At 33.6% G+C, this 25,667-nt stretch carries 25 protein-coding genes and 3 pseudogenes; 14 read left to right on the top strand and 14 right to left on the bottom strand.

Translation table 11 applies throughout. The features are described from left to right. Positions 1-227 precede the first annotated feature (227 nt). Positions 228-800 carry a Crp/Fnr family transcriptional regulator gene (locus tag ACPWTF_RS21650; RefSeq protein WP_229352141.1) on the bottom strand — a complete coding sequence of 191 codons (573 nt, stop codon included), beginning with the start codon at positions 798-800 and terminating at the stop codon, positions 228-230. Positions 801-1,038: 238 nt separating this feature from the next. On the opposite strand from ACPWTF_RS21650, the pseudogene ACPWTF_RS21645 reads away from it, so the two are divergent. After that, positions 1,039-2,157: pseudogene (locus ACPWTF_RS21645) on the top strand (pectate lyase family protein). 365 nt (positions 2,158-2,522) lie between these two features. Here ACPWTF_RS21645 and ACPWTF_RS21640 read toward each other — a convergent pair. The 3 genes from ACPWTF_RS21640 to ACPWTF_RS21630 form a co-directional block, all read right to left on the bottom strand. Beyond that, complete coding sequence (locus ACPWTF_RS21640) at positions 2,523-2,906, bottom strand: DUF3037 domain-containing protein (protein ID WP_427873012.1); 384 nt, start codon at positions 2,904-2,906, stop codon at positions 2,523-2,525. Further along, on the bottom strand, positions 2,896-3,675 hold the full coding sequence (locus ACPWTF_RS21635) for a HipA family kinase (RefSeq protein ID WP_427873010.1): 780 nt from the start codon (positions 3,673-3,675) through the stop codon (positions 2,896-2,898). Before ACPWTF_RS21635 ends, ACPWTF_RS21640 begins: the two co-directional genes overlap by 11 nt. Positions 3,676-4,001: 326 nt before the next feature. After that, on the bottom strand, positions 4,002-4,850 hold the full coding sequence (locus ACPWTF_RS21630) for an NAD(P)H-hydrate dehydratase (RefSeq protein WP_427873008.1): 849 nt from the start codon (positions 4,848-4,850) through the stop codon (positions 4,002-4,004). A gap of 281 nt (positions 4,851-5,131) precedes the next feature. On the opposite strand from ACPWTF_RS21630, the pseudogene gcvT reads away from it, so the two are divergent. The 5 genes and pseudogenes from gcvT to ACPWTF_RS21605 all read left to right on the top strand — a co-directional run bounded on the left by gcvT (position 5,132) and on the right by ACPWTF_RS21605 (position 10,632). Then, positions 5,132-6,216, top strand: a pseudogene (gene gcvT, locus ACPWTF_RS21625) (glycine cleavage system aminomethyltransferase GcvT). Between the two features lie 198 nt (positions 6,217-6,414). Further along, the gene (locus ACPWTF_RS21620; RefSeq protein WP_427873006.1) at positions 6,415-8,451 is read left to right on the top strand and encodes a S41 family peptidase; all 2,037 of its coding nucleotides are present in this window, start codon (positions 6,415-6,417) and stop codon (positions 8,449-8,451) included. A 302-nt stretch (positions 8,452-8,753) separates the two neighbouring features. Further along, complete coding sequence (locus tag ACPWTF_RS21615; RefSeq protein ID WP_427873004.1) at positions 8,754-9,467, top strand: YebC/PmpR family DNA-binding transcriptional regulator; 714 nt, start codon at positions 8,754-8,756, stop codon at positions 9,465-9,467. 270 nt (positions 9,468-9,737) lie between these two features. After that, positions 9,738-10,226 (top strand): hypothetical protein, encoded by a 489-nt coding sequence (locus tag ACPWTF_RS21610; protein ID WP_427873003.1) that lies wholly within the window; start codon positions 9,738-9,740, stop codon positions 10,224-10,226. A gap of 22 nt (positions 10,227-10,248) precedes the next feature. After that, positions 10,249-10,632 carry a hypothetical protein gene (locus ACPWTF_RS21605; protein WP_427873001.1) on the top strand — a complete coding sequence of 128 codons (384 nt, stop codon included), beginning with the start codon at positions 10,249-10,251 and terminating at the stop codon, positions 10,630-10,632. A 2-nt stretch (positions 10,633-10,634) separates the two neighbouring features. Here ACPWTF_RS21605 and ACPWTF_RS21600 read toward each other — a convergent pair whose 3' ends face one another. After that, the gene (locus tag ACPWTF_RS21600; RefSeq protein ID WP_427873000.1) at positions 10,635-10,925 is read right to left on the bottom strand and encodes a hypothetical protein; all 291 of its coding nucleotides are present in this window, start codon (positions 10,923-10,925) and stop codon (positions 10,635-10,637) included. A 132-nt stretch (positions 10,926-11,057) separates the two neighbouring features. Between ACPWTF_RS21600 and ACPWTF_RS21595 the strand changes: the two genes are divergently transcribed. Both ACPWTF_RS21595 and ACPWTF_RS21590 read left to right on the top strand, forming a co-directional pair. Continuing rightward, the gene (locus tag ACPWTF_RS21595) at positions 11,058-11,264 is read left to right on the top strand and encodes a hypothetical protein (RefSeq protein WP_379797669.1); all 207 of its coding nucleotides are present in this window, start codon (positions 11,058-11,060) and stop codon (positions 11,262-11,264) included. Between the two features lie 63 nt (positions 11,265-11,327). Next, positions 11,328-11,777, top strand: coding sequence for a hypothetical protein (locus tag ACPWTF_RS21590; RefSeq protein ID WP_427872999.1), 450 nt, complete (start codon positions 11,328-11,330; stop codon positions 11,775-11,777). A 95-nt stretch (positions 11,778-11,872) separates the two neighbouring features. Here the strand turns inward: ACPWTF_RS21590 and ACPWTF_RS21585 are convergent, their stop codons facing one another. Beyond that, positions 11,873-12,781: a LamG domain-containing protein gene (locus ACPWTF_RS21585; RefSeq protein ID WP_427872998.1), complete on the bottom strand. Its 909-nt coding sequence runs from the start codon at positions 12,779-12,781 to the stop codon at positions 11,873-11,875. 355 nt (positions 12,782-13,136) lie between these two features. Between ACPWTF_RS21585 and ACPWTF_RS21580 the strand changes: the two genes are divergently transcribed. Further along, positions 13,137-14,156, top strand: coding sequence for a DUF481 domain-containing protein (locus ACPWTF_RS21580; protein WP_379797676.1), 1,020 nt, complete (start codon positions 13,137-13,139; stop codon positions 14,154-14,156). A gap of 102 nt (positions 14,157-14,258) precedes the next feature. Here the strand turns inward: ACPWTF_RS21580 and ACPWTF_RS21575 are convergent, their stop codons facing one another. The 3 genes from ACPWTF_RS21575 to ACPWTF_RS21565 form a co-directional block, all read right to left on the bottom strand. Beyond that, positions 14,259-15,155, bottom strand: coding sequence for a LamG-like jellyroll fold domain-containing protein (locus ACPWTF_RS21575; protein ID WP_427872996.1), 897 nt, complete (start codon positions 15,153-15,155; stop codon positions 14,259-14,261). 350 nt (positions 15,156-15,505) lie between these two features. After that, entirely contained in the window at positions 15,506-16,546 is a 1,041-nt protein-coding gene (locus tag ACPWTF_RS21570) for a PLP-dependent cysteine synthase family protein (protein WP_095930895.1), read from the bottom strand. A gap of 72 nt (positions 16,547-16,618) precedes the next feature. Further along, on the bottom strand, positions 16,619-18,679 hold the full coding sequence (locus ACPWTF_RS21565; protein ID WP_427872994.1) for a S9 family peptidase: 2,061 nt from the start codon (positions 18,677-18,679) through the stop codon (positions 16,619-16,621). A 144-nt stretch (positions 18,680-18,823) separates the two neighbouring features. Between ACPWTF_RS21565 and ACPWTF_RS21560 the strand changes: the two genes are divergently transcribed. Both ACPWTF_RS21560 and ACPWTF_RS21555 read left to right on the top strand, forming a co-directional pair. Further along, entirely contained in the window at positions 18,824-19,144 is a 321-nt protein-coding gene (locus ACPWTF_RS21560) for a YbaB/EbfC family nucleoid-associated protein (RefSeq protein WP_008462685.1), read from the top strand. Positions 19,145-19,255: 111 nt separating this feature from the next. Continuing rightward, positions 19,256-19,642: an Imm1 family immunity protein gene (locus ACPWTF_RS21555; RefSeq protein WP_427872992.1), complete on the top strand. Its 387-nt coding sequence runs from the start codon at positions 19,256-19,258 to the stop codon at positions 19,640-19,642. Positions 19,643-19,759: 117 nt separating this feature from the next. On the opposite strand, the gene ACPWTF_RS21550 is transcribed toward ACPWTF_RS21555, so the two are convergent. Beyond that, the gene (locus tag ACPWTF_RS21550; RefSeq protein ID WP_427872990.1) at positions 19,760-20,779 is read right to left on the bottom strand and encodes a threonine aldolase family protein; all 1,020 of its coding nucleotides are present in this window, start codon (positions 20,777-20,779) and stop codon (positions 19,760-19,762) included. Between the two features lie 151 nt (positions 20,780-20,930). Here ACPWTF_RS21550 and prfB point away from each other — a divergent pair. From prfB to lpxD, 3 genes and pseudogenes are all read left to right on the top strand, one after another. Next, a protein-coding gene (gene prfB, locus ACPWTF_RS21545) for a peptide chain release factor 2 (RefSeq protein ID WP_427872989.1) occupies positions 20,931-22,029 on the top strand; the annotation gives its coding sequence in 2 pieces (ribosomal slippage) (positions 20,931-20,993 and positions 20,995-22,029; 1,098 coding nt in all). A gap of 73 nt (positions 22,030-22,102) precedes the next feature. Next, positions 22,103-22,548, top strand: a pseudogene (msrB, locus tag ACPWTF_RS21540) (peptide-methionine (R)-S-oxide reductase MsrB). 332 nt (positions 22,549-22,880) lie between these two features. Then, on the top strand, positions 22,881-23,879 hold the full coding sequence (gene lpxD / locus ACPWTF_RS21535; RefSeq protein WP_427872988.1) for a UDP-3-O-(3-hydroxymyristoyl)glucosamine N-acyltransferase: 999 nt from the start codon (positions 22,881-22,883) through the stop codon (positions 23,877-23,879). Positions 23,880-23,928: 49 nt separating this feature from the next. On the opposite strand, the gene ACPWTF_RS21530 is transcribed toward lpxD, so the two are convergent. The 4 genes from ACPWTF_RS21530 to ACPWTF_RS21515 all read right to left on the bottom strand — a co-directional run bounded on the left by ACPWTF_RS21530 (position 23,929) and on the right by ACPWTF_RS21515 (position 25,572). Beyond that, positions 23,929-24,135: a hypothetical protein gene (locus ACPWTF_RS21530; protein WP_250835548.1), complete on the bottom strand. Its 207-nt coding sequence runs from the start codon at positions 24,133-24,135 to the stop codon at positions 23,929-23,931. Positions 24,136-24,139: 4 nt separating this feature from the next. Continuing rightward, positions 24,140-24,451, bottom strand: a complete 312-nt coding sequence (locus ACPWTF_RS21525; protein WP_427872986.1) for a DUF3817 domain-containing protein — start codon at positions 24,449-24,451, stop codon at positions 24,140-24,142. A 2-nt stretch (positions 24,452-24,453) separates the two neighbouring features. Further along, positions 24,454-24,912: a hypothetical protein gene (locus tag ACPWTF_RS21520; RefSeq protein ID WP_427872984.1), complete on the bottom strand. Its 459-nt coding sequence runs from the start codon at positions 24,910-24,912 to the stop codon at positions 24,454-24,456. 69 nt (positions 24,913-24,981) lie between these two features. Further along, complete coding sequence (locus tag ACPWTF_RS21515; RefSeq protein WP_427872983.1) at positions 24,982-25,572, bottom strand: TetR/AcrR family transcriptional regulator; 591 nt, start codon at positions 25,570-25,572, stop codon at positions 24,982-24,984. Positions 25,573-25,667 lie beyond the last annotated feature (95 nt).

Raw genomic sequence — 25,667 nt, 5'->3', positions numbered from 1 at the left:
TCTCGCAAAGTCGCAGAGACGCAAAGTTTTATTCTCTTTACCATATAAGTTATATAAGATAATTTAAGCTTTGCCTAAAATGAACTTATATAACTTATATGGTTTAATTACTTTGCGCCTCTGCGACTTTGCGAGATTTTTTTAAGGAATGTGAGACGCACCGAAGTGCGCCTCTACAGAAAAACCTTTGTCACTTTGTTACTCTGCACCTTTGAACCTAAAAAAAATCAAGAAACTGTTCTCTTTATCTTCGAAAGAAACTCGTGCGAAACGCCCAAATACGACGAAAGATTCTTATTATTTATCGAACTTACCTTTTGCGGATAACGTTCTTTAAAATCCAGATAACGCTGTTTTGAGGTTTTGTTGAGCACATCTAAAAGCCGTTGCTGAATGGCAACATTGGCTCGTTCAATCATCAAGACATGAAACTTAATGAGTTTCGGAATTACAGCAAACAAATACGCTTTTTGCATTTTATTGATGACCACTATTTCACTGTCTTCAATGGCTTTAATGTTGTACGTTGTGGGCTTTTGATGGTAAAAACTTTCCAGATCACACATCCATTCGTTTTCGAAAGAAAAGAAAATAACCGTTTCTGTTCCGTTTTCGTTTAGAATGTAGGTTTTAAATGATCCTTTTAAAATGAACCCCTCATAACTATTCTGAGAATTTTGAATTTGCAAAAACTGATTCTTTTTCAGCTTTATCAATTCGGCTTTAGAGACAATAATGTCCCATTCTTCATCCGTGAGCGGAATTTTCCTTTCAATGTTTTTTCTTAGTAGGTTGTACATTTTTTTGTGGTTTTTGTTTAAGGAATAAGTTTGTTTTTCGATTCATCATTAATTAGGGGCTTAACCAATGTAATCGATTACGTAAAAATACGCTATTTGTGCATTTTTGTAAATTTACAAGTGTTAAAAAAACACATTTCGTAGATTTTTTTGTAAAAGTTTGAACTTGTTCAACTTTTTTCCTACAAATAATACTGAGTTTTGCGCTGTTAAACTTTTTTAAATAACCAAACTTATTATGAACTTAAAATCAAAACTTTCAATGTTCGCTGCAACATTGATCTTCGGATTTACAGCATGTAATTCTGAAGAAATCGCTTCAAACACAGAAGCAGGGATTCAAAGCAATGAAACAACCGTTGAAACAGCTGCAACCAACCCGACGGGTAAAATTGGAAACTGCGCTGAGGTTCCAGGATGGGCTTCTCAAAACGGAGGTACAACTGGTGGTGGCTCTGCTGCTGAAACTACAGTTACTACTTATGCTCAGTTGAAATCGGCTATTGAGAACACTTCTGTAAAAGTGATTAAAGTCTCTGGAACGATCACAATTACAACAAGATTGTCTTTTCAAGATCAAACTGGAAAAACAATTTATGGAGCAAGTGGAGCAAAATTGGTTTCGACAAATCAAACCAAAGATGGTTCTGGAATCATCAACATTAAAAGATGTAAAAACATCATCATCAGAAACTTGATTTTTGAAGGTTCCAGGTGCTTATGACACTGACGGATGGGATAATGCAATCCTTGACGAATGTACAAACGTTTGGGTAGATCACTGCGAATTTAGAGATGGTGTTGATGGAAACTTCGATATCAAAAACAAATCTGATTATATCTCGGTTACGTATTCTAAATTCCACTACCTAAAACCTCCAAAAGCAGGTGGATCTGGTGGATCAGATGATCATAGATATTCAAACTTAATTGGTTCTAGCGATGGTGCAACTGGTGATCGCGGTAAATTGAGAATTACTTTTGCAAGATGCTGGTGGGCTCCAGGCTGTAAGGAAAGAATGCCTAGAGTTCGTTTTGGAAAAGTGCATATTGTAAACAGTTTATTTAACAGCACCGTAAGCAACAAATGTGTTGCAGCAGGTTTTGAAGCTAGTATTCGCGTAGAAAGCAATGTTTTTGAAGGTGTAAAAAATCCAATCGATTTAATGTCTGGTTTTACTGCCGTTACTTCTACTGATAACGTATTTACAAATGTAACAGGAACTCAGGCTGGAAGCGGTACTGCTTTTACTCCGCCTTACTCCATCGTAAAATTGGCTAAAACTGCGGTTAAAGCTGATATTTCTGCAAATGCAGTGACGCTACTTTAGGTGGGAATGTTTGTGGCTCTTTTTAAATTGAATTAGAATAAAAAGTAAGTTAGTTTTTAGTTAGAACCACGGATTGCAGTGATGCAGTTCGTGGTTTTTTATTTTTTTCTTTTGCCACGAAGGCACGAAGGCACAAAGTTTTTTTTAATCTCGTAATCCAGATAGTTATCGAGAGCTGAAGCGCAGAGATTTTCACGCAGATTTAACAAATTCAAGCAGATTTAAAATTAGATTAATCAATTAAATCAAATCTGCATAAATCTGCGTAAATCTGCGAGAAACAAAAATCACTTTAATCCATTTAATCTGTGGCAAACAAATAGACGCACTGCAGTGCGTCTCTACAGAAAAAACTTTGTAACTTTGAACCTCTGCACCTTTGAACCTTTCCCTAAAGCACCAACTCTTCAAACAATCTCTGAATCGTTTTCTCCAAGTCCTGACTCAAGCCTGGATGAGGTCTTGAGGTTTGAATTGCCGAACTTCTAATGGCGGTTAACCATCTAAAACGCTCTGGAATCTCAAATTCAGCAATTGGACCGCCGTCTTTTGCTCCGTTGGCGATTTTTACTAACGAAGTCAGATTACATTCTAATTGTTCGGTGTCGAAATCAGAAGAAAGGGCTTGTATTTTTTCTTTATTTAAATGAAAAAGAACCTTTATAAATTTGGCTTTTTTACAAAACAAAATGATTCCGATATTCAGGAATTCTTCGCGTTCTACCCTTGGCACAACACGAATCACAGCATATTCGTATAAGTGGTTATCTTGCATTTTGCGCCTGATTTACAAATATTTCTGAATTCTCTAATCTTGTTTTTAAAAACTGCAAATAAACATTTCGCAATCCTTCAGGAGTTTCGTCTGCGTCTTCCCATTGCAGCCAGTCTAACGGAATCGTATTGACAATTTCCTCTAAAATTTCTGGTGTTAGAATGGCTTTAAACTCAGCATCAACTTCTTTTAAAAGTGAAGCCTGTGGCAATAAAACGTGATCTTTTATCAGCGCAAACGGACTTTTGGAATGTTGTTCCCAGTTGTTCCAAGAATGATGAAAGTATAAACACGCGCCGTGATCAATTAGCCATAATTCTTTATGCCAGATTAGCATATTGGTATTTTTGAAAGTTCTATCTACGTTTGTAATATAAGCATCAAGCCAAACAATCTGTGAAGCCAATTTAGCGTCGACAGTGGTTACAGCAGGATCAAAAGTAATGGCGCCAGATAAGAAATGAAGCGCTAAGTTTAATCCCTGACTTCCTTGCAGCAGATCCTGAATTTCTTCATCGGCTTCGGTTCTTCCGAAAGCTTCGTCAAGATTGGCGAATACTAATTCTGGCAATTGTAATTTTAAGGCTTTTGCTATTTGTCCGCCGACTAATTCGGCTATTAAGGCTTTTACGCCGTGTCCGGCTCCTCTAAATTTTAATACGTATTTAAAATCGTCATCGGCTTCTGCCAAAGCGGGTAAAGAACCTCCTTCGCGCAGTGGCGTTATATATCGCATGACGTTTACTGTTCTTAAGTCGAAATTTTTCATATTACAAACTTAATGATTTTTGATTTTAGATTGTAGAGGGTATATTTTAGATTTTTTATTGCGGTGAGATTTTTAACGCAGAGCACGCGAAGGTTTTTCGCAAAGTTCGCTGAGTTTTTTTGAGTTGCTTTGCTTTTTTTAAGGTCACAAAGTTTTTTATTGCAGAATAAAACATTTGACTTGTCATCCTGAGGAACGAAGGATCACACTAGGAGATCGACAAAGATTGGCGAATTACTTTATGGTTACTGTGAGGAGTTTCTTGTATGATCCTTCGTTCCTCAGGATGACAAAACGTACAACTAATTATCTAATTGACACATTCTCTAATTCTCTAATTCTAAAAAAGCTTTTCCTAAGTACTTAATAATACTAGAAGCCGTAAAAGACTCATAACCTGTTTTGGGCAGGGCTAAATCGGCTGTTAGCCCGTGGAGATAGACACCAAATTTTGAGGCATATTTAGGTTCGTAGCCTTGTGCTAAAAGACTTGTCAGGATTCCAGTTAAGGTGTCGCCGCTTCCTGCGGTTGCTAAAGCTGCGTTTCCTGTTGTGTTTTCGTATACCGAAGTTCTGTTGATAATGTAGGTTGGTGCGCCCTTCATAACCACAATGACTTTATATTTTTCTGAAAAAGCGATTGTTTTTTGAAATTTCTCAGCTTCTGAATTCCATTTTCCTATCAAACGTTCCAATTCTTTTGGATGAGGTGTTAAAATGGTATCTTCTGGAACTAATTCTAACCAAGATAAATTTTCTGAAATAATATTCAACGCATCTGCATCGAGAACTAAAGGGGCTTTATTGACTCTTAAAAACTCAAATAAAGCTTTTTGTGTTCCGAGCTCCTTTCCTATTCCTGGGCCGAATCCAACTGCTTGCGGAATTAATGGCAGATGAATATTGGTTATAAAATTCACATTTTCATCAGTTGCCACCATCACTTCTGGAATGGAAATTTGAAGTATTTGATAACCGCATTTGGGTACAAAAGTTGTTACGAGTCCGCAGCCTGTTTTTAGGCAGGATTTTGAAGCTAAAACCGCTGCTCCTATTTTGCCATAACTTCCGGCAATAATCACCGCATGCCCTTGTGTTCCTTTATGTGCTTTGGAATCTATGGGTTTGTATAATTTCAGAATCTCTTCTTTTGTAATTAAATACGATGATTTCATTTGAATACTTTTATATAATAAAATTACGTAAAAATTTGAAATGATGATTGTTCTTTTGAAACTGTTAGCCCTAGCCCTGATTACTTCACCATATTTTTATTTTTTATAGGAGTTCAGTGAACTTCGTTTGAAGCGGCATCCTTTTTGTTTTTTCTTTAAAAACAAAAAGATATAGCGGATAGCAGGAAATAGCTCCTAATTATTGCGAAATTTATAATTTAAGACATTCAAATTTGATATTTTTTGAATAGATTTGCAAAACAATTTTATAAAACAACACAATGAAAAATACTGCGCTTACGCACATACATGAAGGTTTAGGAGCGAAAATGCTTCCTTTTGCTGGTTATAATATGCCTATTACTTATGAAGGGGTTAATGCTGAACACGAAACGGTTCGTAACGGCGTAGGAGTTTTTGACGTTTCGCATATGGGTGAATTTTTGTTGACAGCTGCCAAATGCTTTGGCTTTGATTCAAAAAGTGACTTCAAACGATGCATCTACTTTGACAATTGGAAGAGCGCAATATTCTTGTCTTCCAAATAATGAAGGCGGAATTGTTGATGATTTGATTATTTATAAAATGAAAGAAGAGCAGTATTTACTAGTTGTAAATGCTTCGAATATTGAAAAAGACTGGAACTGGATTTCTTCTCACAATGATTTGGGAGTTGAGATGAAGAATATTTCCGAAGACTATTCTTTATTAGCGATTCAAGCTGCCAAAAGCGGTTGAAGCTATGCAGGCTTTGACTTCTGTAAATTTATCTGAAATTGCTTATTATCATTTTGAAGTTGGTGATTTTGCTGGAATTGAGCATGTAATTATTTCTGCTACAGGTTATACTGGTTCTGGCGGATTTGAAATTTACTGTAAAAACAATGAAGTAGAACAAGTTTGGAATAAAGTTTTTGAAGCTGGAGCATCTTACGGAATTAAACCAATTGGTCTTGCAGCTCGTGATACTTTACGTCTTGAAATGGGATTCTGTCTTTACGGAAATGACATTAATGATACCACTTCTCCACTTGAAGCTGGTTTAGGATGGATTACGAAATTCACAAAAGATTTTACCAATTCTGAAGCGCTTAAAAAACAAAAAGAAGCTGGTGTTACAAGAAAATTAATTGCTTTTGAAATGCAAGAGCGCGCTGTGCCAAGACATGATTACGAAATTGTTGATGGTTCTGGAGCAGTAATCGGAATTGTAACTTCTGGAACTATGTCTCCTTCTATGAATAAAGGAATTGGTTTAGGATATGTAACAGTTGCAAATAGTGCGGTTGACAGCGATATTTTTATTAGAATTAGAAAAAATGATGTTCCTGCAAAAGTGGTTAAATTACCGTTTTACAAGAAATAAGTTTTGACTTTATAGTTTAAAAATGCGTTACGATTGTAACGCATTTTTTTTCTTCAAAATAGGCAAATTCGAGTTAAATTTTTTGGTGTGCGTTCGTTTGACGATTAAAAACTTTTCATTGTCGATATTTTGCTAAAAAACCTACAATTTGTAAAAAATTTAGTGTAACTTTAATCATGAACCCATGAATTTCCATTTATGAAAAAGATTTCACTACTCCTTTTTTTGCTGACATCAACTATATCCATTGGTCAGAACAGCGCAGAAACTTGTGAAATATTAAACAAAATAAATGCGCTTATTCAAGTAGAACACTTACGACCAAAACCAGTTGATGACAGTCTTTCTGTGTTTGTTTTTGACAATCTTATTAACGAACTTGATCCTTCACGCAATATCTTCTTTAAGAGCGAATACGACGAATTGGCTCAGAAATACCGTTACAATCTCGACAATTTAATTTTAAAGAACGACTGCAGTTTTCTTACCGATATTAAAGCTACCTACATCAACGGCCTTTTACGTACTAAAAAAGTTTTAGAAAAAATTCAGACTATTCCGATTGATTATACCAAGAAAGATACCATCCGTTTTTATAAAAAATCTTTTGCTTTTTATTTGAAGAAAGAAGATTTAGAAAAGGTTTGGGTGAAAAAATTGCGTTATCAAATCTTGGATGATATTGTTGAAACGAGCGATAATCTCGATTCTTTAAAAGCTAATTTCAAATCTATTGAGCAGGCTTCTAAAAATCAAATTCTTACAAATGAAATCTGCCGTTTTAATTCGCTAATAGACTCTAATACAAAACAAGAAGAAAAACTATACAATTTCTTCTGCACCTATTTTGACCCTCATACGGCTTATTTTAGTGATGATTCTAAAACGAGTTTTGTTGCTTCTTTGTCCAAAGAACATTTATCACTTGGAATGACGGTAAACCTCAACGAGAAAAACGAAATTATAATCGATGAGGTAGATCCGAACGGAACGGCTTATCAGACTGGACAGATAAAAAAAGGCGATCAGATTATTTCGATTTCCAATCAGAAAGAAACACTTCAAGTTTCTTGTGCTTCTTTGGAGTCTATATCTTCCATGATTTTATCTGAAAATAACAAGCATATTACGCTTACTTTAAAACGCAATTCGGGCAAAAATTTTGATGTTTATATTGAAAAACAAATGATGAAAGATGAAGAAAATTCTGTTTTCAGTTTCATCATTGGCAAAGACAGTAAAATTGGATATATAAAAATTCCGAGTTTCTACGCCGACCTTGATGGCAACAGCAGAAAGGGCTGTGCAGATGATGTGGCGCGCGAGGTTATAAAACTGCAAAGAGATAGCATACAAGGACTTGTTATTGATCTTATAGACAATGGCGGCGGCTCTATGGAAGAAGCCATAAAACTGGCTGGAATGTTTGTAGATTACGGTCCGCTTTCGATTGTAATTGATAATAAAAAAGAGAAATCTGTCATTAACGATCCGTTTAAAGGCGTCATTTATCGAGGTCCAATTGTAGTTTTGGTAAATACCAACACGGCTTCAGCAAGTGAGTTTTTTGCTTCTATTATGCAAGATTATAACCGTGCGCTTTTGCTAGGAAGCAATACCCTCGGAAAAGCCACAATGCAGACTATACTTCCGCTTGAAGAAGATAAAAACACGGATTTCTTAAAAATTACAATCAATAAATTTTACAGGATTACGGGCAAAAGTCATCAATATATCGGCGTAAAGCCAGATGTTATACTACCTGAATTTTACGAAGATATTTACCAAAAAGAAAGCGACTTCCCGACGGCTATAAAAAACGACAGCATCGAACCGTTCTTAAAATACAAGACGTATGTAAAGCGAAATTTGATAGACAAAATTGCTAAAAACAGCTCGGCGAGATTATCAGACAATTATTTTTTCAATAACATTAAAAAGATTAACCTTAAAATAGATCAGATTGTGAATGCTCCTAAAGCCGAAATTCCAATGACATTAGATTCGGTTTTCAAGCAGAAAAAGACATTAGGTGCACTTTGGACAGAGATCAATACTTTTAATGATGAAAATAATCCGCTTGATGTGTACAATTCTAGCGTTAATCAGTTTCTTCTAGGCGCTTATCCAAATGATAAAACGATTAATCAATATCAAATGGATAATCTTAAAACAAATCCGTACCTCAACGAGGCCGTAAATATCATTAATGAGTTTAATGGAATTAGTAAATAATGGTTTTGTTTCAGGTTTCAGGTTTCAGGTTTAACTGCATGAGATTTTTTTTACCGCAAAGTACGCTAAGGTTTACGCAAAGCTCACAAAGAAATTTTTAAGTTAAGGCACAAAATAAAAAAGTTCCCAAAGCTATATAAATAAAACTTTGCGAACCTTGCGTAAACCTTAGCGTACTTTGCGGTTAAACTCAACACAAACTAAATAACTTGAAACCTCAAACCTGAAACAAAAAAGAACAATTTTGTTTTTGTAAAAATTAGGAAAACCTTATTTTTGCATCACAAAACTAAAAATTAGAAATGGGAAGAGCGTTCGAATTTAGAAAAGGAAGAAAAATGAAACGTTGGTCTGCAATGGCCAAAACGTTTACCAGAATTGGTAAAGATATCGTAATGGCTGTTAAAGAAGGTGAGCCAAACCCAGATGCCAATTCTAGATTAAGAGCTGTTATACAAAATGCGAAAGCTGCCAACATGCCTAAAGACAATGTGGAGCGCGCGATTAAAAATGCAAGTAATAAAGATACTGCTAACTATAAAGAAATTTTGTTTGAAGGATACGCTCCTCACGGAATTGCAATCTTAATTGAAACTGCTTCTGATAACAATAACAGAACTGTAGCTAATATTCGTAGTTATTTCAACAAATGCAACGGAACAATGGGAACTCAAGGTTCTGTTGAGTTTATGTTTGACCACACTTGCAACTTCAGAATTGCAAAAGACGGTATTGACGCTGAGGAACTAGAATTAGAACTTATTGATTTTGGTGCCGAAGAAGTTTTTGAAGACGAAGACGGAATCCTAATCTACGCTCCTTTTGGAAGTTTTGGTGCTTTACAGAAAGAATTAGAAAATAGAGGTTTAGAAATTTTATCTTCTGGTTTTGAGCGTATTCCGCAAATCACTAAAGAATTAACGGAAGCCCAAATTGCTGATGTTGAGAAATTAATCGAGAAAATCGAAGAAGATGATGACGTTATGAACGTTTATCATACTATGAAAGAAGAATAGTCTTTCTATCAAATATATTAAAAAAGCTCTGGATTTTTCTGGAGCTTTTTTATTTTAGGAAATTTACCTCTAATTCAAATAAAAAATTATATTTGCTACTATCAGATATAAACTAATTTAAATCTTCAATTATGCAATCATCAAAATTTATGAAATTTGCTGTAATAGCACTTGTAATCTTATTTATTGTGATTAGTGTTATTAGCTAAAAAAAAAATATAAGTCTTTTGATTTTCAGAAGACTTTTTTATTTCAAGACAAATTCTCTAAATGAAACTAATAGAAAACTTCTACTGTATCCAATCTGAAATTTTCGGTGATGGAAGCACAAATAATACTGAAGGAATAAGTTCAATAAAAACAGAATTGATAAGACCTTCAGTAAAAATATTAGATATAGAATCTGCAGAGAAAAAGACCTACACAAAAAGATTAGTTGCTGATGATAGTTTTACAATAAATGAGTTATTATTTTTATCCAAAACATACGGATTTGAAATTGAAGAACATTCTCGTTATGAAGGATATTACGTAAGCGCTCTAAAAATCCATAAACTGTATAATAGTCCTGGCGATATTACTTTTATTGAATCTGGCGATAAAGAATATCTAATGATTGAATTTCGTCGCTGGCAGTATGAATATCAGCCTAGAGGAGCTGGAGAAGATAGTTTGGGAGAAGATGTAACTTATATTCTTGGCATTTGGGAATCTCCATTACTGACAGATGAAATAATTGCAAAAATAAAAAAGCGATAATTAAAAGTCAGGCTACTCAATTATGACCAAAATTTCAATTATAAAAAAAATACAACTAGGTGGCGAAAGATCGTTTCCAATTGAAACTCCTGATTCTGAAGTATATTTTAATTTCTACTGCGGAAGCGGAGGAATAAAGCATGAAGCTATTATTTCTTTTAAAAACTCTAATTTTTTAAGCTCATTAATCGAAACTGGTCTGATAACAAATCATGATTTAGCCCAAAACAATATAGTTAAACTAGAATATTTGGAGGATCCAAACGCAGTATTTTCATTTAGGTATCAGATTTGTAATTTTAAAGATTGCCAGAACACTTATCTTTTAATTTTTGAGGTTCATGAAAATAGAGGTTATTATGGCTTTTTTGTACATGGGGTTTTAGAGATAAAAAATATCGCTTAACACTAGAAAAAATTCAACAAATCAGTATTAGCGTAGTAATAATTTCTAAAAAACAAAAACAAGTCTTCTGCTTCAAGTGACGATTTATTTTTGTTTAACGTAACACTGATAACATCGTCATCTTCCATTTTTTCGATTTTCCAAATATCATTTTCATTGACCAGCAAAAGAAAAATCTCTTCATTAAGATATTTAGCGCAAAAAGTTATTCTCTCCCTTCCGTCTCTCTTTTTCTTATCCAAATGAACAAAATCCGTAAATCCAATTATTAAAAACTTTTCTTTTATCGTCATATTATCTCATAAATAGTCAGGAAATCAAAGCTAAAATAAAATTATTTGAACTCATTTTAAACTAGGCCTAAAAATAGCTAAAGATAACATTTAGATTATATTTGCAATACCTCAAATAATTAAAACTAAAAAATGCAAACATCAAAAATCACAAGAATTGCTGTCGTAGCACTAGTACTTTTATTCTTAGTATTAAGTGTCATTAGCTGTAGTACACATACACATGTTCATAACCACCCTGCTCCATCTGGTAAAAAAATACCCCCAGGACAAGCCAAAAAAATGAATGGAGATAAAAGTGCAAAAGCTTACGCTCCAGGCCAGCAGAAAAAAAGATAATTTTATAAGCCTTCTGAAATTCAGGAGGTTTTTTTATATGAAAATAATTTTAACTTAGCATTAATGAGAAAACTGTTAGCCTACATTACATTAGTCTTTGCTATTGGTGGATTAATTTCTGAATTAACACATAATTTCAGGGATCTCAAATTAATATATTATAATTTGGATCCAGCTAACTATTATGAAAAAGATAAATTATACATTTGTAAGATAGAGAATAATAATTCCTCCAATTCAAGCGGATTTAATTCTTGGTATTATGGTGTTTTAGAAAAACAAAAAATAAATGAAAATATATACTATTCTACTTCTTATTTAATGGAAAATACCTCACTAGATACAAAGGGACAATATTTAAAAGTGTGGTATTGCAAAAATGTAAACAAAACTATATTACGAGATACAAATGAATTACAACCTACAATTTATATTAAAGGTATAATTATTTATGCACTGATTTTACTCATAATTCCTTGTCTGATTTCTATTTTAAAAAAAAGTAAAAGTTAAACAGTTGTTCTTAAATCTTATTTCTTTAAATTCTCAAAACGAAAATGAAGGCTACTTAATTAAATGTAACAAGGATATTACGCAAACCTTAATGATTATTTTTTAGAACCATTAATAACCTTAATCAAATAAGTTCCTTCGGGCAAATCAGTAATATTAAAGGCATTGGCACTCATTATTTGCTTTCCTTGTGAGAAGACCTCAATGGTTTTACCGCTTTTGTTTGTTTCAACTGAAGTCGCGGGAGCTGCAGTCTTTACAGGCATAGCTGCTACAACAGTTTTTTTTGATGCATTTGAAGTTGCAGGACTTGAGACAGGTATACTTTCGGTTACAGGAGCGCCAGTTGGTTTGGAACTATTATAGGCTTCCCTCACTTGTTCATCTGTCATGGCAACACTATACAATCTTAAATCGTCAATATCTGCATTGATACTCGTTGAGGTATTCAATTTTCCAAGATTTAAAATATAACCTTTTGCAGAACGCTGAATTCCTTCGACAGATTTTAGCAATTCGCCATTTCGGTAGATTTTAGAAATATTTCCATCATAGGTAATACTATAAAAATACCAAGTTTCTTTTACTAAAGGCACAGAAACAATTACATTATTTGCGTCTCCCCATCCTACCAAACTCAAATCTGAATTGCTTCCAGACACAGGCTGCTGCACTAATCCAAAGTATTGTCCGTTTACTGCTGCACCGTAACCCAAAATATAATTAGGAATGTTAACCGCATTAAATTTTACCCAAACCGATATTGTTTTTGGTTTATTATCTTGTGGAAGCTCTCCTACCACAGCCTGATAAGCCTTATTTACAAGTCGTAAAGCACTTTTAGGACTTCCCATTCTGTCATTTACAAAAAGCGGTGTGCCTAAAAACGAAATCGTATTATCGGTACTGTTCAAATTTCCATTGAAATTAAATTCCTGTACCGGATTTTGCGCGTTAGCAGTTAAAAAATTTACAAACATTAAAGTGAGTAATATTTTTTTCATAGTAGTAGCTTTTATCAGAATAGTTTTGGTTTAGGGCAAATAGTAACTAACTGTAAAATTTAAATTCATTAGATTTTACAGTTCTAAAATTTCGTTTATTATTTTTAGAAAATTTGTTAAAACTATAATTAAAATTCAGCATCTCCAAACAATTCCTACATACAAATGCATAATTCTCACAAAAATACTTAATAGCTCAAACAACTGCTTCTTCCAATTGCTTTAAGCGCACTTCAACATATCCATAATATTGGGCAACATTCAAAACACTATTTTTTTGCGATTCTATCTTACATTACGTTTTTATTTCTAACTTTAGCATTACAAGCTGGAAATCAAAGAAATATACCTAGACATGAAGAAAATTTTACTATTATTTTTTCTTTTATTTTTCTTAAAAATCACTGCACAGATTTCTGACACTCTTGTATTGAAAAACAATGATATTATTGTAGGTGAAATAAAAACCATGAATAAAGGCATTGTACAGATTGAAACCGATTACAGTAAAGACGATTTTAAATTAGAATGGAAATACGTTAAAAGCATTGGCTCGGAAAGAGTTCATATTATCAACCTTTCTAATGGTAATCTATTAAACGGAAAAATTACCAAAACCAAAACTCCCAATAAATGTGAAATCACCAATGTAGAAACGCAAACCAAAAGCATTGTAAATCTTGCCGATATTGTACGCATAAAACCGGTTGATGATAGTTTTTGGCACAGACTCGATGCCAGCTTTGATGCCGGAATTAAATTAACCAAAGCGCAAAGTTTACAGCAACTAACAATAAACGTAAATTTAGGCTACACTGCAAAAAAATGGTATGGAACTGCTATGTTTAAACAAATTCAATCGATACAAGATGATAGCGATCCTATACGAAGAATTGATACCGATGTTAGTTATGTACATTTACTGCCAAAGGATTATTTTATTCCGCTATCGGTGGTGACTTTAAAGAATACAGAACAGGATATTGATCTTCGTGTTGTTTCAAAAGCAGGTTTCGGAAAATATATCATTCATAGCAACAAAAAATACTGGGGAATCGCTTCCGGATTGTCTTTTAACCACGAGCGCTTTACAGAAACTCCTGAACCGAATAAAAGTTTGGAGCTATTTTTAGGCAGCGATCTTAACTTATATGATATTGGTGATTTTAGCATTCAGTCTAAAGTGACCTTTTTTCCTAGTTTAACAGAAAGCAAAAGGATTCGTACCGATTTTTCTGTTGATACGAAATACGACTTGCCACTAGATTTTTTTATTAAACTTTCTTTTGTTTACAACTACGACAACAAACCAAAGCCAGGAGCATCTAAAGATGATTATGTGTTTCAAACCACTTTTGGATGGAAATTAGACTAAAAAAAAGCCTCCTGAATACAGAAAGCTTTCCTTACTATTCCAAAAACTCAATTGCTTGCGCAATAAAAAAAACTAACTAACATTTAAAAACTAAAAAACCATTTATTTTGAGGTAATTTTTTTTGATGGAGTACTGGTAATTTTTAATAAATAAGTCCCTTCTGGAAGATCGCTTATATTCGTTGCATTACTTCCCATTAACTTTTGCCCTTGCGAATAAACTTCTACACTTTTTGTTGTTCCACTAACATCGCCCGAAGCAATAATAGTTTGATTTGTTTTTGTTTTTACTGCCGATTTAGCTGTTTTAGTCTCTGTAACTGCTGCTACAAGCAAATTAGAAGCCTTTTCGCTCTCATATAACTCATTTACCTGATCTGGGGTCAGCGCTATATTATAAATCTTTAAATCGTCTATATCAGCATTTATTCCAACCATTGTGTTAATTTCGCCCAATCTAAAAATATTTCCATTAGTAGACCTTACCATACCCTCTAGATATTTCAATAATTTACCATCGCGATATATCTTAGAAGTAGCTCCTTCGTAGGTAATCGTATAATTATACCAAATGTTCTTTTCAAGCGGTGTAGATACAATAACATCATTAGAAGCACCCCAAGCAGCCAAACTTAAATCGGAGTTAGAAGAAGTTGTTCCTTGCTGTAATAGCCCGCAATATTGCGCAGTAAGAGGACTTCCGTAACCCCAAATATAGTTTGCGTTTGAAATATCATTAAACTTAACCCAAATACTAATTGTTCTTGAGCTTTTTCCTTGAGGCAGGTTATCGATTACAGCTTCTAGAGCTTTATTATTTAATCGTTGAGCTCCTTTTATAACTCCAGCTCTGTCTGCTACGAAATTGTTGGTACCGATAAACGAAGTGGTGTTTGCCGTATTATTTAAAGTACCATTAAAGTTAAATTCCTGAATCGGTGTTTGCGCATTCACATTCAAATAACTTACAAACAATACTGTTAGTAGTAATTTTTTCATAATAGTAGATTTTAGGGATTAAACAACTATGTTATTTTAATACCTCTAAACTATATTATTATGGTATCGAGCTAAAATATTTCCGACAACTTACCTAAATACTCGTTAAAATAACGTTTTTTAATCATTTCATCTATAAAAAGTCATTTTTTAAAACTCAATAATTTTATCAAAACTTTAAATTAAATTTATTAATCTTAATAATTTCCTACGTATAAATACGGTATAATCAACAAAATAATAAATTTTAACTTTTACATGTTTGTTTACTTGCCGAAAAAGAAGCCAACAAAAAAAACTCCATTCGAAATTACGAATGGAGTTTCTATATTAGAATAAAGTACTTTATACTACTTTACGAATTCAATTTTTTGAGCTTCTTCTTCGTTAACACTATCAAAGAAACCTTGCTCGTTCATCCAGTCATCGCTGAATACTTTACTCATGTAACGAGAACCATGATCTGGGAAGATAGCAATAATATTACTCTCTTTTGTAAATTCTCCTTCTTCAGCATATTGCTTAATAGCTTGCATTACTGCTCCAGAAGTATATCCAACAAATAAACCTTCTTTTCTAGTAATCTCTCTAGCAGAGTGAGCACTTTCTTCATCGGTTACTTTCATGAATTTATCAATAATATCAAAATCTGTAGCCGATGGGATTAAGTTCTTACCAAGACCTTCTATACGGTAAGGGTAAATTTCTTTGCTATCGAATTCTTTTGTCTCGTGGTATTTTTTCAATACAGAACCAAAAGCATCAACTCCTAAAATTCTAATATTTGGATTTTTTTCTTTTAAGAATTTTGCAGTTCCAGAGATAGTTCCTCCTGTTCCGCTGCAAGCAACTAAGTGCGTAATTTGTCCTTTTGTCTGTTCCCAAATCTCTGGACCTGTAGTGTTATAGTGAGCATCAATATTTAACTGATTGAAATATTGATTAATGTAGACTGAACCTTTTGTCTCTTCGTGCAAACGTTTTGCTACATTATAATAAGATCTTTCATCATCTGCAGAAACGTGAGCCGGACAGACATACACTTTGGCGCCTAAACTTCTCAACATGTCAATTTTATCTTTAGATGATTTTGAACTTACAGCCAAAATACAATTGTAACCTTTAATAATGCTTACCATTGCTAAACTAAATCCTGTGTTACCAGATGTTGTTTCGATAATGGTATCTCCTGGAGATAGAATTCCTTTTCTTTCGGCTTCTTCAATAATATATAGTGCTATTCTATCTTTTGAGGAATGACCTGGGTTGAAAGCTTCTACCTTTGCGTAGAAATTTCCTTCTAACTCTTCGGTAATTTTATTTAGCTTAATAAGGGGGGTGTTTCCTATTAACTCTAAAACATTATTATAAGCAGTTATTTCTTCTTTCATAAAAAAATAGTTAATCAAAGGTCTTTTCTAAATTAACCTTGATAGGTTGCAAATTTAACAAAAAATTTCTAATTAGCTTTTAATTTTTTCTAAATCTAATAAAAAACTAAATTCTTTTGCTAAGTCTTTTAAAGCCTCAAAACGTCCCGAAGCCCCGCCATGACCTGCATCCATGTTGGTATCTAAAAACAAAAGTTTATTATTTGTTTTCAAATCTCGCAATTTTGCAACCCATTTAGCTGGCTCCCAATATTGTACCTGCGAATCATGAAGACCAGTAGACACATACATATTAGGATATTCTTGTGCTTTTACGTTATCGTAAGGCGAATACGACAACATATAATCGTAATATTCTTTCTTGTTTGGGTTTCCCCATTCGTCATACTCTCCAGTTGTAAGCGGAATACTGTCGTCCAACATCGTGGTAATTACGTCTACAAAAGGCACCTGAGCGATAACGCCATTATACAATTCAGGAGCTTCATTTACAATCACTCCCATTAAAAGTCCTCCAGCAGATCCTCCTTCAGCATAAAGATGTTCAGGAGAAGTGTACTTTTGGTCTATTACAAATTTAGAGCAATCGATGAAATCTGTAAAGGTATTTTTCTTTTTTAACAGTTTTCCGTCTTCATACCATTGTCTTCCTAAGTCCTCACCTCCTCTAATATGGGCGATTGCATAAACAAATCCGCGGTCTAAAAGCGACAATCTTGTCGAAGAAAAATATGTATCCATCGTAATTCCGTATGAACCGTATGCATAAAGCAACAACGGATTTTTACCATTTTTCTCCAATCCTTTTCTGTAAACCATCGAAATAGGCACCTTTACACCATCTCTGGCTGTTGCCCAAACCCTTTCTTCTATATAATTGTTCTTATCAAATTTCCCTCCTAAAACCTCTTGTTCTTTCAAGATTTCTTTGGTTTTAGTCTTCATATTAAAATCAATTACAGAAGACGGAGTTGCCAATGATTGATAACTGTAACGCAAAATATCGGTGTCAAAATCAACATTGGTTGTGGTGTACGCATTATACGTTTCACTGCCAAAAGGAAGATAATAATCTGGCTCATCGCCCCAAGGCATGATCCTAATATGATTTAATCCGTTAGAACGTTCTTCTACGACTAAATAGTTCTTAAAGATTTCAATATCTTCCAACAAGACATCTTCTCTATGCGGAATGAGATCTACCCAGTTTTTCTTTCCTGTTTTACCTTCAGGCGTTTTCATCAATTTAAAATTGGTCGCCTTATCTTTATTGGTTAGAATATAAAAAGAATCTTCGTAATGAGAGATACTGTATTCTAACCCGCGTACACGAGGCTGAAAGACTGTAAACTCTCCATCTGGATTACTTGAGTTTAGAATTCTATATTCTGTCGTTAATGTACTTCCAGAACCAATAACAATATATTTTCTTGATTTTTCTTTACTGATCGACACATTAAAAGTATCATCTATTTCATCAAAAACCAAAACATCATTTTCAGATGCAGTATTTAATTTATGTCTAAAAACCTTATCGGCTCTCAACGTAACTTGATCTTGTCTCACATAAAAAATAGTACTGTTGTCATTTGCCCAAACTGAAGCGCCTGTAACATTTTCTATTTTATCTGCTAAAATTTCACCAGTTTCTAGGTTTTTTATTTGAATCGTATAAATTCTTCTTCCAACAATATCTACTCCAAAACTAGCAAATTTGTTATCTGGACTAATGCTTAAACCACCTAATTTAAAATAAGCGTGTCCTTTTGCCATTTCGTTACAATTAAAAAGAATTTCTTCTTCGGCAGAAAGGCTTCCTTTTTTTCTTGCAAAAATTGGATAATCCTGCCCTGTTTCGAAACGTGTAATATAAAAGTATCCATTATAAAAATAAGGAACAGAAGAGTCATCTTCTTTAATCCTTGCTTTCATCTCTTCAAACAGACTATCTTTTAAATTTTGGGTATGAGAAGTCATGCTTTGGTAATAAGCATTCTCCTTATTTAGATAATCAATTACTTCAGAATCCTCTCGGTCATTAAGCCAGAAATAGTTGTCAATCCTAGCTTCTTTATGTTTTTTTAATGTCTTTGGAATTATTTTAGCCTTTGGGGCCGATATATCATTTTGCATTTATTAAGCATTAATTTTTAAATATGAAGACGCAAAAATAGCACAAACCCAACAGAACAGAATTAATTTTTTCTTAAATTATTCTATTGAATTCACACAGCAATATAGTAATTTTGTCTGAAATAATTTAAAAAATCAACAAAAATGGATTTAATGGGAATGATGGGCAAACTTAAAGAAACCCAGCAAAAAATTGAAGATACTAAAAAGCGCTTAGATACTGTTTTGATTGATGAACAAAGCGCTGACGGATTATTAAAAGTTACTATCACTGCTAGTAGAAAAATAAAATCGCTTTCTATTGACGATTCTCTTTTAGAAGATAAAGAGCAATTAGAAGATTACTTAATTGTAACGTTAAATAAAGCTATAGAAAAAGCAACAAGTGTAAACGAAAGAGAATTAGATGCCGTAGCTAGAATGGATATGCCGTCTATTCCTGGAATGGATAATTTGTTTAAATAAGTTACAAAGGTTTAGAGATGCAAAGGTTTAGAGGTTTTATTGGAAATAGTAATCAACCTAAACCATCAAAACCTAAAAAAGGTATAATTAAACTTAGGAGGAAGTTTTAGTATGTATGCAGGTGATTTTGAAGGTGAAGAAATTATCAAATCTGAAGAGAAGCTTCAAGAGGTTTTAAGAAAACGTCCAGCTTTTGATGCTAATAACTTTATTTTGACTTTTAGCGAAGATGGATTTCCGCAGTTAAATATATTTGTAAAAAAAGATATATGTATTATCTACTACATAGAGGAAAATAGCGAGAATTTTGTTTCATATGATGAGTTTGAATACTATGAACACCATGGGGAAACGGAGATTTTTTATGAAAGTATGTCAGGTGAAGAAACAGAACTATCTAGTGAAAACATTGTTCCTATAAACAAAATGTATGAGGTAGCAACAGAATTTTTTGTTACAAAAACACGTCCAAGATGCATAAAGTGGACAGAGCTATAATAGCATTTTCTATATGTTAAATAATATTCTTGTTTTGTTACAAAAAAAGACGCACTTATTGTGCGTCTTTTTTTATAAACTTTGTCACTCTGAACCTTTGTCACTTTATCACTTTCTCTAAAACTTCGAAAGCGTATCAATTACATAAGTATGCATTACTTCTTTATAATCCAAATGCGTTACAATACGAAGTTTATTATGTCCTAAAGAACTTATTAATATGTTTTTCTGTTTTAATTTTTCAATCAATAGTTGATCACTGTAACCTTCTGCAAGAGAAAAAATCAAAATATTGGTTTCAACAGGTTCAATAGATGCAATCCAAGGTTTTGTACTCAAGATCTTTGCAATTTCTTTCGCTCTGCGATGATCTTCTGCCAATCTTTCAATATTATGAGCTAAAGCATATAATCCTGCTGCAGCCAAATAACCAACTTGACGCATTCCTCCACCTAATATCTTCCTGATTCTCAACGCTCTGTGAATATCAGCTTTACTTCCAAGCAGTACAGAACCAATTGGAGCGCCTAACCCTTTAGACAAACAAACCGAAATGGTATCGAAAATTGCCCCAAATTCTCTAGGATTCTGTCTTTTAGCTACTAACGCATTCCAAATTCGAGCACCATCTAAGTGAAACTTCAAATTATGAGCATCACAGACTTTTTTTATCTCTCTTAAATCTTCTAATTCATAACAAGCGCCACCACCTTTATTGGTCGTATTTTCTACACATACCAAACTCGTTAGCGGACTATGATAAAACTCTGGATCGTTTATTGCGGCTTTTACTTGCGCAGCAGTTATCATTCCGCGATTTCCATCCAATAAACAGCAAGAAACACCGCTATTAAAAGAAACTCCTCCTCCTTCATAATGATAAACGTGAGCATATTTATCTGCAATTAATTGTTCTCCAGGCTGCGTGTGCAGTTTAATTGCAGTCTGGTTTGCCATAGTTCCAGACGGGAAAAAAAGTCCAGCTTCCATACCAAAAAACTCCGCTGTTCTATTTTCTAATTCAATCACCGTTGGGTCCTGTTTGTATACATCATCGCCGACATGAGCGTTAAACATATACTGAAGCATCTCATAAGTAGGCTTTGTTATGGTATCGCTGATTAAATTTATTTCCATATTCTAAAAACTATATCTTATTTTTGTATGCAAAATTACGTATTACAAATAGTTATTCTGGGCAAGTTTAATAAAATTTAACTCGCTCGTTTCTATAGACCAAATTAACGTAATAATTCTAAAAAACATATAAAAACCTATTAATTAATTTATGACAACAGCCGAACAAGTAAAAGGTATTGTGGAGCGCCTTGGTGCGTTGAGGAGGTATCTTTGACGTCGATGCTAAACTAATCGAGATTGCAAACGAAGAAGAAAAAACTTTTGCTCCTGATTTTTGGAACAATCCAAAAGAAGCAGAGAACATTGTAAAGAACCTTCGAAACAAGAAAAAATGGATTGAAGATTATGACAAAGCAGTATCACTCACAGAAGAATTACAGCTGGCTTATGATTTTTACAAAGAAGGAGAACTTTCTGTAGATGAATTAGATGAACAATATGAAGCTGCTCAAGCACATATTGAAAATATCGAGTTCAAAAACATGCTTTCTGATGAAGGCGACAGTTTAAGTGCGGTAGTTCAAATTACTGCAGGAGCTGGCGGAACTGAAAGTTGCGATTGGGCAGGAATGCTGATGCGTATGTACATGATGTGGGGAGAAAGCTATGGTTACAAAATCAAAGAGCTTAACTTTCAAGAAGGCGACGTTGCCGGAATTAAAACCGTAACTTTAGAGTTCGAAGGAGATTACTCTTTCGGGTATTTAAAAGGAGAAAATGGTGTTCACCGTTTGGTTCGTATTTCGCCTTTTGACAGTAACGCAAAACGTCATACTTCTTTCGTATCGGTTTATGTTTATCCATTAGTTGATGATAGTATCGAAATCGACATTAATCCTGCCGATATCGAAATCACAACTTCTCGTTCGAGTGGTGCTGGTGGACAGAATGTAAATAAAGTTGAAACTAAAGTTCAGTTAGTTCACAAACCAACTGGAATTCAGATTCAATGTTCTGAAACGAGATCTCAACAAGACAACAGACAGCGTGCCATGCAAATGCTTCGTTCTCAGTTGTATGAAATCGAATTAAAGAAACAACAAGCGCAACGTGCTGATATCGAAGCTGGAAAAATGAAAATCGAATGGGGTTCGCAAATTCGTAATTACGTTATGCAGCCTTATAAATTAGTAAAAGACGTTCGTACAGGTTACGAAACCAGTGATGTGGACGGTGTAATGAACGGAAATATCAATCCATTCCTTAAAGCCTATCTGATGATGATGGGACAGAAGGAAGAGGAATAGTATTCAGTGTTCAGTTTTTTTTAGTGTTCAGTTGCAGTGAACCTGAAACTTTAAACTTTAAAACAAAAAAGTTATGATAAAATGGGCAGATGTAATTCATTTTACAAATAAAGGAAATCCAGCTCCAGACAAAAGAGTGGAGAAAACGGATGAAGAATGGAAACAAATTCTAACTCCAGAAGAATTTCAGGTAACACGTTTAAAGGGAACTGAAAGATCTTTTAGCTCAGAAATGTGCAGTTTGTTTGAACCTGGAATTTACGAATGTAAATGCTGTGGCACTTTATTGTTTGATGCCAGCGAAAAGTTCGAATCTGGAACAGGATGGCCTCTTTTACGCAACCCGTAAAAGAAAATGCGGTTGGATATCATGCTGATAGATCTCACGGAATGATTCGTGTTGAAGTAACTTGTAATGTTTGCGATTCGCATTTAGGACACATTTTTCCTGATGGTTCGCCTCCAAGTGGTTTACGCTACTGCATTAACGCAGTTTCTTTATCAAAAATCAAAGAATAATACATCAAAAAGCGGTTCATTAAAACGAATCGCTTTTTTTATTAAACCCTCACTATAAATGATTTAACAAAACAAATGTAAGCGATAACCTAACAATTAAATTATTTATTTTCTATACCCACTTTCCAATTATTCTAAACAAAATACCCAAGCATTTATTAGTCAGTTTATTAAAAAACCCTCATTAAATTAATACACTGAATGTTAATTTTGTAAAAATTACCATCTTATTTTAAACATTTATTAAGAAACATAAAAAAATAATTAGGTAATTAAAATCTAATTCATTTTATTTGGCAAAAAATAACCCTTTAGTCGATTAAAATTTGTCAATGAGATCCTATTCAATTCAAGAAATTAGCGAAGTTATTAATGGTGTAATTTACGGCAGTACTTCACAAAGCGTAACTGCAACAGAACAATTAGAAAAAGCAACGACTTCGGAAATCTCATTTATCGGAAATAAAAAATACGAAAAATACTGGTCGACATCTAATGCTTCCATTGCAGTTGTAAATGAAGATATTTCAATAGAGCCTGGAGAGAACCGCGCTTTTATAAAAGTAAAAAATGCCGATTTGGCAATGTCACAAATCCTTGCCCTTTTTGCTCCCCCTGCCCCAATCTTTCATAACAATATTCATAAAACAGCCACTATAGACGAAACCGCTATAATTGGTGAAGGCGCTAAAATTGGCGCTGGCTGCTACATTGGCCCAAAAGTAGAAATTGGCGCTAACACCGTAATTTATCCTAACGTGACCATTTTAGACGAATGTACAATCGGAAGAAACACGATTATCTGGTCTGGAACTGTTATTCGCGAACGTTGTCATATCGGAAGCGAATGCATTATTCACCCAAACGCAACAATTGGTGCAGATGGTTTTGGATTTCGTCCTTGTACGGAAAAAGGATTGGTAAAGATTCCGCAAATTGGAAATGTTATCATAGGAAATGGAGTTGAAATTGGCGCAAATTCTTGTGTGAGCCGAGGAAAATTCAGCTCTACAATTCTTGGTGACGGATGTAAAATTGATAATTTAGTCCAGATTGGACATAATAGCAAATTAGGCAAGTTCTGCATTATGGCCGGAAACAGTGGCTTAGCAGGTTCTGTAACCTTAGGAAACGGAGTTATTATTGGCGGAAGCGCTTCTATAAAAGACCACACTACAATTGGAGATGGTGCCATAATTGGTGCCGGATTTGGCGTTACCGGAGATGTTCCTGCAGGAAAAACAATGCTTGGGTACCCTGCCGTTGAAGCTCGTGATGCTTTAAAACAATGGGCTTTACTTAAACAAATGGTTTGCATTCCTAAAAAATAAATCAATTCTATTTATAAAAAAACATCCGCAAAAGCGGATGTTTTTTGTTTTATAAAGCTTCACATTCAAAGCCAATAACTTTCATCAGGAAAATTACTTTTTCGATAATATCATCTTTACATTCAAATCTGAGAATATTATCGCAATCTTCAAGATCAAAATTCCATTTTGAATCTGGAAACAAGCGATTCAGTTTTGGCGTAACTTTCTTCACTTTAGAAATGCTGTCAACATTTGTTTTGAATACAAAAATCATGATTTTACCCGTTTTTAATCTTACTTAAAATTTTAGAATCAATATAAAAAGTACCAAAGGGAATTACACAAGCTAAAAGCACTTTCCATGTTGTAGTTGCAAACTTCCAGTTCTGCTCTACTCCAACGCTTATTGTATTAAATATAAAAAGTAGAAATAAAGCACCATGAATGGTTCCTATTGGCCTGGTCAAAAATGGCATTTCAAAAATATATTTCATGGGCATTGCTATAAAAAGCAAAATCAAAAGTGAAGTTCCTTCAAGAAATCCAATAATTCGTAAACGTCCGGTATTGGTCTGAAATAAATTTTTCATAATTATCTAAAATAAGGTCGGTTAGCAAGAGGTGAAAATGGCCACGGAATGGCAATAAAAATGATTATTAAAGCGATAGAAAACCAAATAAGCATGGTTTTAAATTTCTCTTTGTCAGAAAGTTTTCTTTTGGCTAGAGCAGATCCAATTGTTATAAAAATGATCACTATAAGCATTAATGTAATATGAATAATTCCGAAGAAAGAAGCATCCAGATTTTGAACAGCATCTTTATAATTTCTCCAGAAATATTTCACAATCGGACTTTGCACATATACCAATATGCCGAAAAGAAGCTGAATATGAGCAATTTTGGCCGTCCAGTGCCTAAGGAGATTATCCTTTTTGGTAAAAGGAAGTTTTTGAGAATAACCTTTGTAAGCAATAAAAATAGAATACAATAAGCTTACTAATACAAGCCACCTCACGAATGAATGGCCTTCTAAAAGTGTTTGATACATTGTTTTTTGATTTAGACAATGCAAATATATTCAAAAACATACTAATTGGTATGTTTTTGAATATTAATTTTATTTTAAACCATTCAAATAAACATTAAGTTCCTTTAAATAAACCAGATAAGAAGAATTATCGTTCTGAAGTTTCCCAAAATTTCGTATTCCCCAATAACCAGATAAGATAAAAAATGCTACTTGTTCGCCAACAACATCTTTGCGAATTAAACCTGATTCTTTTCCTTTTTCAATTGAATTGATGATGGTTGCCTTCCATAAATCAACCAATTCGGCTAAAGCTTCACTGAATTTAGTATTCCATGGCGTCATTTCCTGAGTAAGATTTCCAACTGGACAGCCGTATTTTACCTGCAGGAAAGGATCTTCAAGCAACAAATATGAAATCATATTATAAAAATCTTCAATAGGATTTTGCGAGGCTTCTGTGGGCTTTATGAAATGTTCCTGCATCGTTGGTTTTAGAATTTCTTCAATAATTGCAACTCCCATTTCATCTTTCGTTTTAAAATGATAGTAGAAAGCACCTTTTGTTACTTTAGTTGTCGCAATAATTTCATCAATACTAGTGGTTTGATACCCTTTGGTATAAATCAATTCAAATGCTTTATGAAGAATTGTTAGTCGTGTATTTGCCGCTTTTGACATAAAAAATACTAATTAGTATTAAATAGCAAATTAAAGAAAAATAATTAAGTAATCCTTCTTGCCCTACTTTTGAAAAATACAATAAAAAAACATTT

This window comes from Flavobacterium sp. MMS24-S5 (genome assembly GCF_050320125.1).
GTDB lineage: Bacteria > Bacteroidota > Bacteroidia > Flavobacteriales > Flavobacteriaceae > Flavobacterium > Flavobacterium tyrosinilyticum.
Note: the sequence above shows the minus strand (reverse complement) of the source record. Positions and strands in the feature narration are given on the sequence as shown.

What these genes read in the sequence shown, in the direction of transcription:
- ACPWTF_RS21650 (WP_229352141.1), bottom strand. Translation starts at nt 800, where the DNA reads ATGTACAACCTACTAAGAAAAAACATTGAAAGGAAAATTCCGCTCACG.
- ACPWTF_RS21640 (WP_427873012.1), bottom strand. Translation starts at nt 2,906, where the DNA reads ATGCAAGATAACCACTTATACGAATATGCTGTGATTCGTGTTGTGCCA.
- ACPWTF_RS21635 (WP_427873010.1), bottom strand. Translation starts at nt 3,675, where the DNA reads ATGAAAAATTTCGACTTAAGAACAGTAAACGTCATGCGATATATAACG.
- ACPWTF_RS21630 (WP_427873008.1), bottom strand. Translation starts at nt 4,850, where the DNA reads ATGAAATCATCGTATTTAATTACAAAAGAAGAGATTCTGAAATTATAC.
- ACPWTF_RS21620 (WP_427873006.1), top strand. Translation starts at nt 6,415, where the DNA reads ATGAAAAAGATTTCACTACTCCTTTTTTTGCTGACATCAACTATATCC.
- ACPWTF_RS21615 (WP_427873004.1), top strand. Translation starts at nt 8,754, where the DNA reads ATGGGAAGAGCGTTCGAATTTAGAAAAGGAAGAAAAATGAAACGTTGG.
- ACPWTF_RS21610 (WP_427873003.1), top strand. Translation starts at nt 9,738, where the DNA reads ATGAAACTAATAGAAAACTTCTACTGTATCCAATCTGAAATTTTCGGT.
- ACPWTF_RS21605 (WP_427873001.1), top strand. Translation starts at nt 10,249, where the DNA reads ATGACCAAAATTTCAATTATAAAAAAAATACAACTAGGTGGCGAAAGA.
- ACPWTF_RS21600 (WP_427873000.1), bottom strand. Translation starts at nt 10,925, where the DNA reads ATGACGATAAAAGAAAAGTTTTTAATAATTGGATTTACGGATTTTGTT.
- ACPWTF_RS21595 (WP_379797669.1), top strand. Translation starts at nt 11,058, where the DNA reads ATGCAAACATCAAAAATCACAAGAATTGCTGTCGTAGCACTAGTACTT.
- ACPWTF_RS21590 (WP_427872999.1), top strand. Translation starts at nt 11,328, where the DNA reads ATGAGAAAACTGTTAGCCTACATTACATTAGTCTTTGCTATTGGTGGA.
- ACPWTF_RS21585 (WP_427872998.1), bottom strand. Translation starts at nt 12,781, where the DNA reads ATGAAAAAAATATTACTCACTTTAATGTTTGTAAATTTTTTAACTGCT.
- ACPWTF_RS21580 (WP_379797676.1), top strand. Translation starts at nt 13,137, where the DNA reads ATGAAGAAAATTTTACTATTATTTTTTCTTTTATTTTTCTTAAAAATC.
- ACPWTF_RS21575 (WP_427872996.1), bottom strand. Translation starts at nt 15,155, where the DNA reads ATGAAAAAATTACTACTAACAGTATTGTTTGTAAGTTATTTGAATGTG.
- ACPWTF_RS21570 (WP_095930895.1), bottom strand. Translation starts at nt 16,546, where the DNA reads ATGAAAGAAGAAATAACTGCTTATAATAATGTTTTAGAGTTAATAGGA.
- ACPWTF_RS21565 (WP_427872994.1), bottom strand. Translation starts at nt 18,679, where the DNA reads ATGCAAAATGATATATCGGCCCCAAAGGCTAAAATAATTCCAAAGACA.
- ACPWTF_RS21560 (WP_008462685.1), top strand. Translation starts at nt 18,824, where the DNA reads ATGGATTTAATGGGAATGATGGGCAAACTTAAAGAAACCCAGCAAAAA.
- ACPWTF_RS21555 (WP_427872992.1), top strand. Translation starts at nt 19,256, where the DNA reads ATGTATGCAGGTGATTTTGAAGGTGAAGAAATTATCAAATCTGAAGAG.
- ACPWTF_RS21550 (WP_427872990.1), bottom strand. Translation starts at nt 20,779, where the DNA reads ATGGAAATAAATTTAATCAGCGATACCATAACAAAGCCTACTTATGAG.
- lpxD (WP_427872988.1), top strand. Translation starts at nt 22,881, where the DNA reads ATGAGATCCTATTCAATTCAAGAAATTAGCGAAGTTATTAATGGTGTA.
- ACPWTF_RS21530 (WP_250835548.1), bottom strand. Translation starts at nt 24,135, where the DNA reads ATGATTTTTGTATTCAAAACAAATGTTGACAGCATTTCTAAAGTGAAG.
- ACPWTF_RS21525 (WP_427872986.1), bottom strand. Translation starts at nt 24,451, where the DNA reads ATGAAAAATTTATTTCAGACCAATACCGGACGTTTACGAATTATTGGA.
- ACPWTF_RS21520 (WP_427872984.1), bottom strand. Translation starts at nt 24,912, where the DNA reads ATGTATCAAACACTTTTAGAAGGCCATTCATTCGTGAGGTGGCTTGTA.
- ACPWTF_RS21515 (WP_427872983.1), bottom strand. Translation starts at nt 25,572, where the DNA reads ATGTCAAAAGCGGCAAATACACGACTAACAATTCTTCATAAAGCATTT.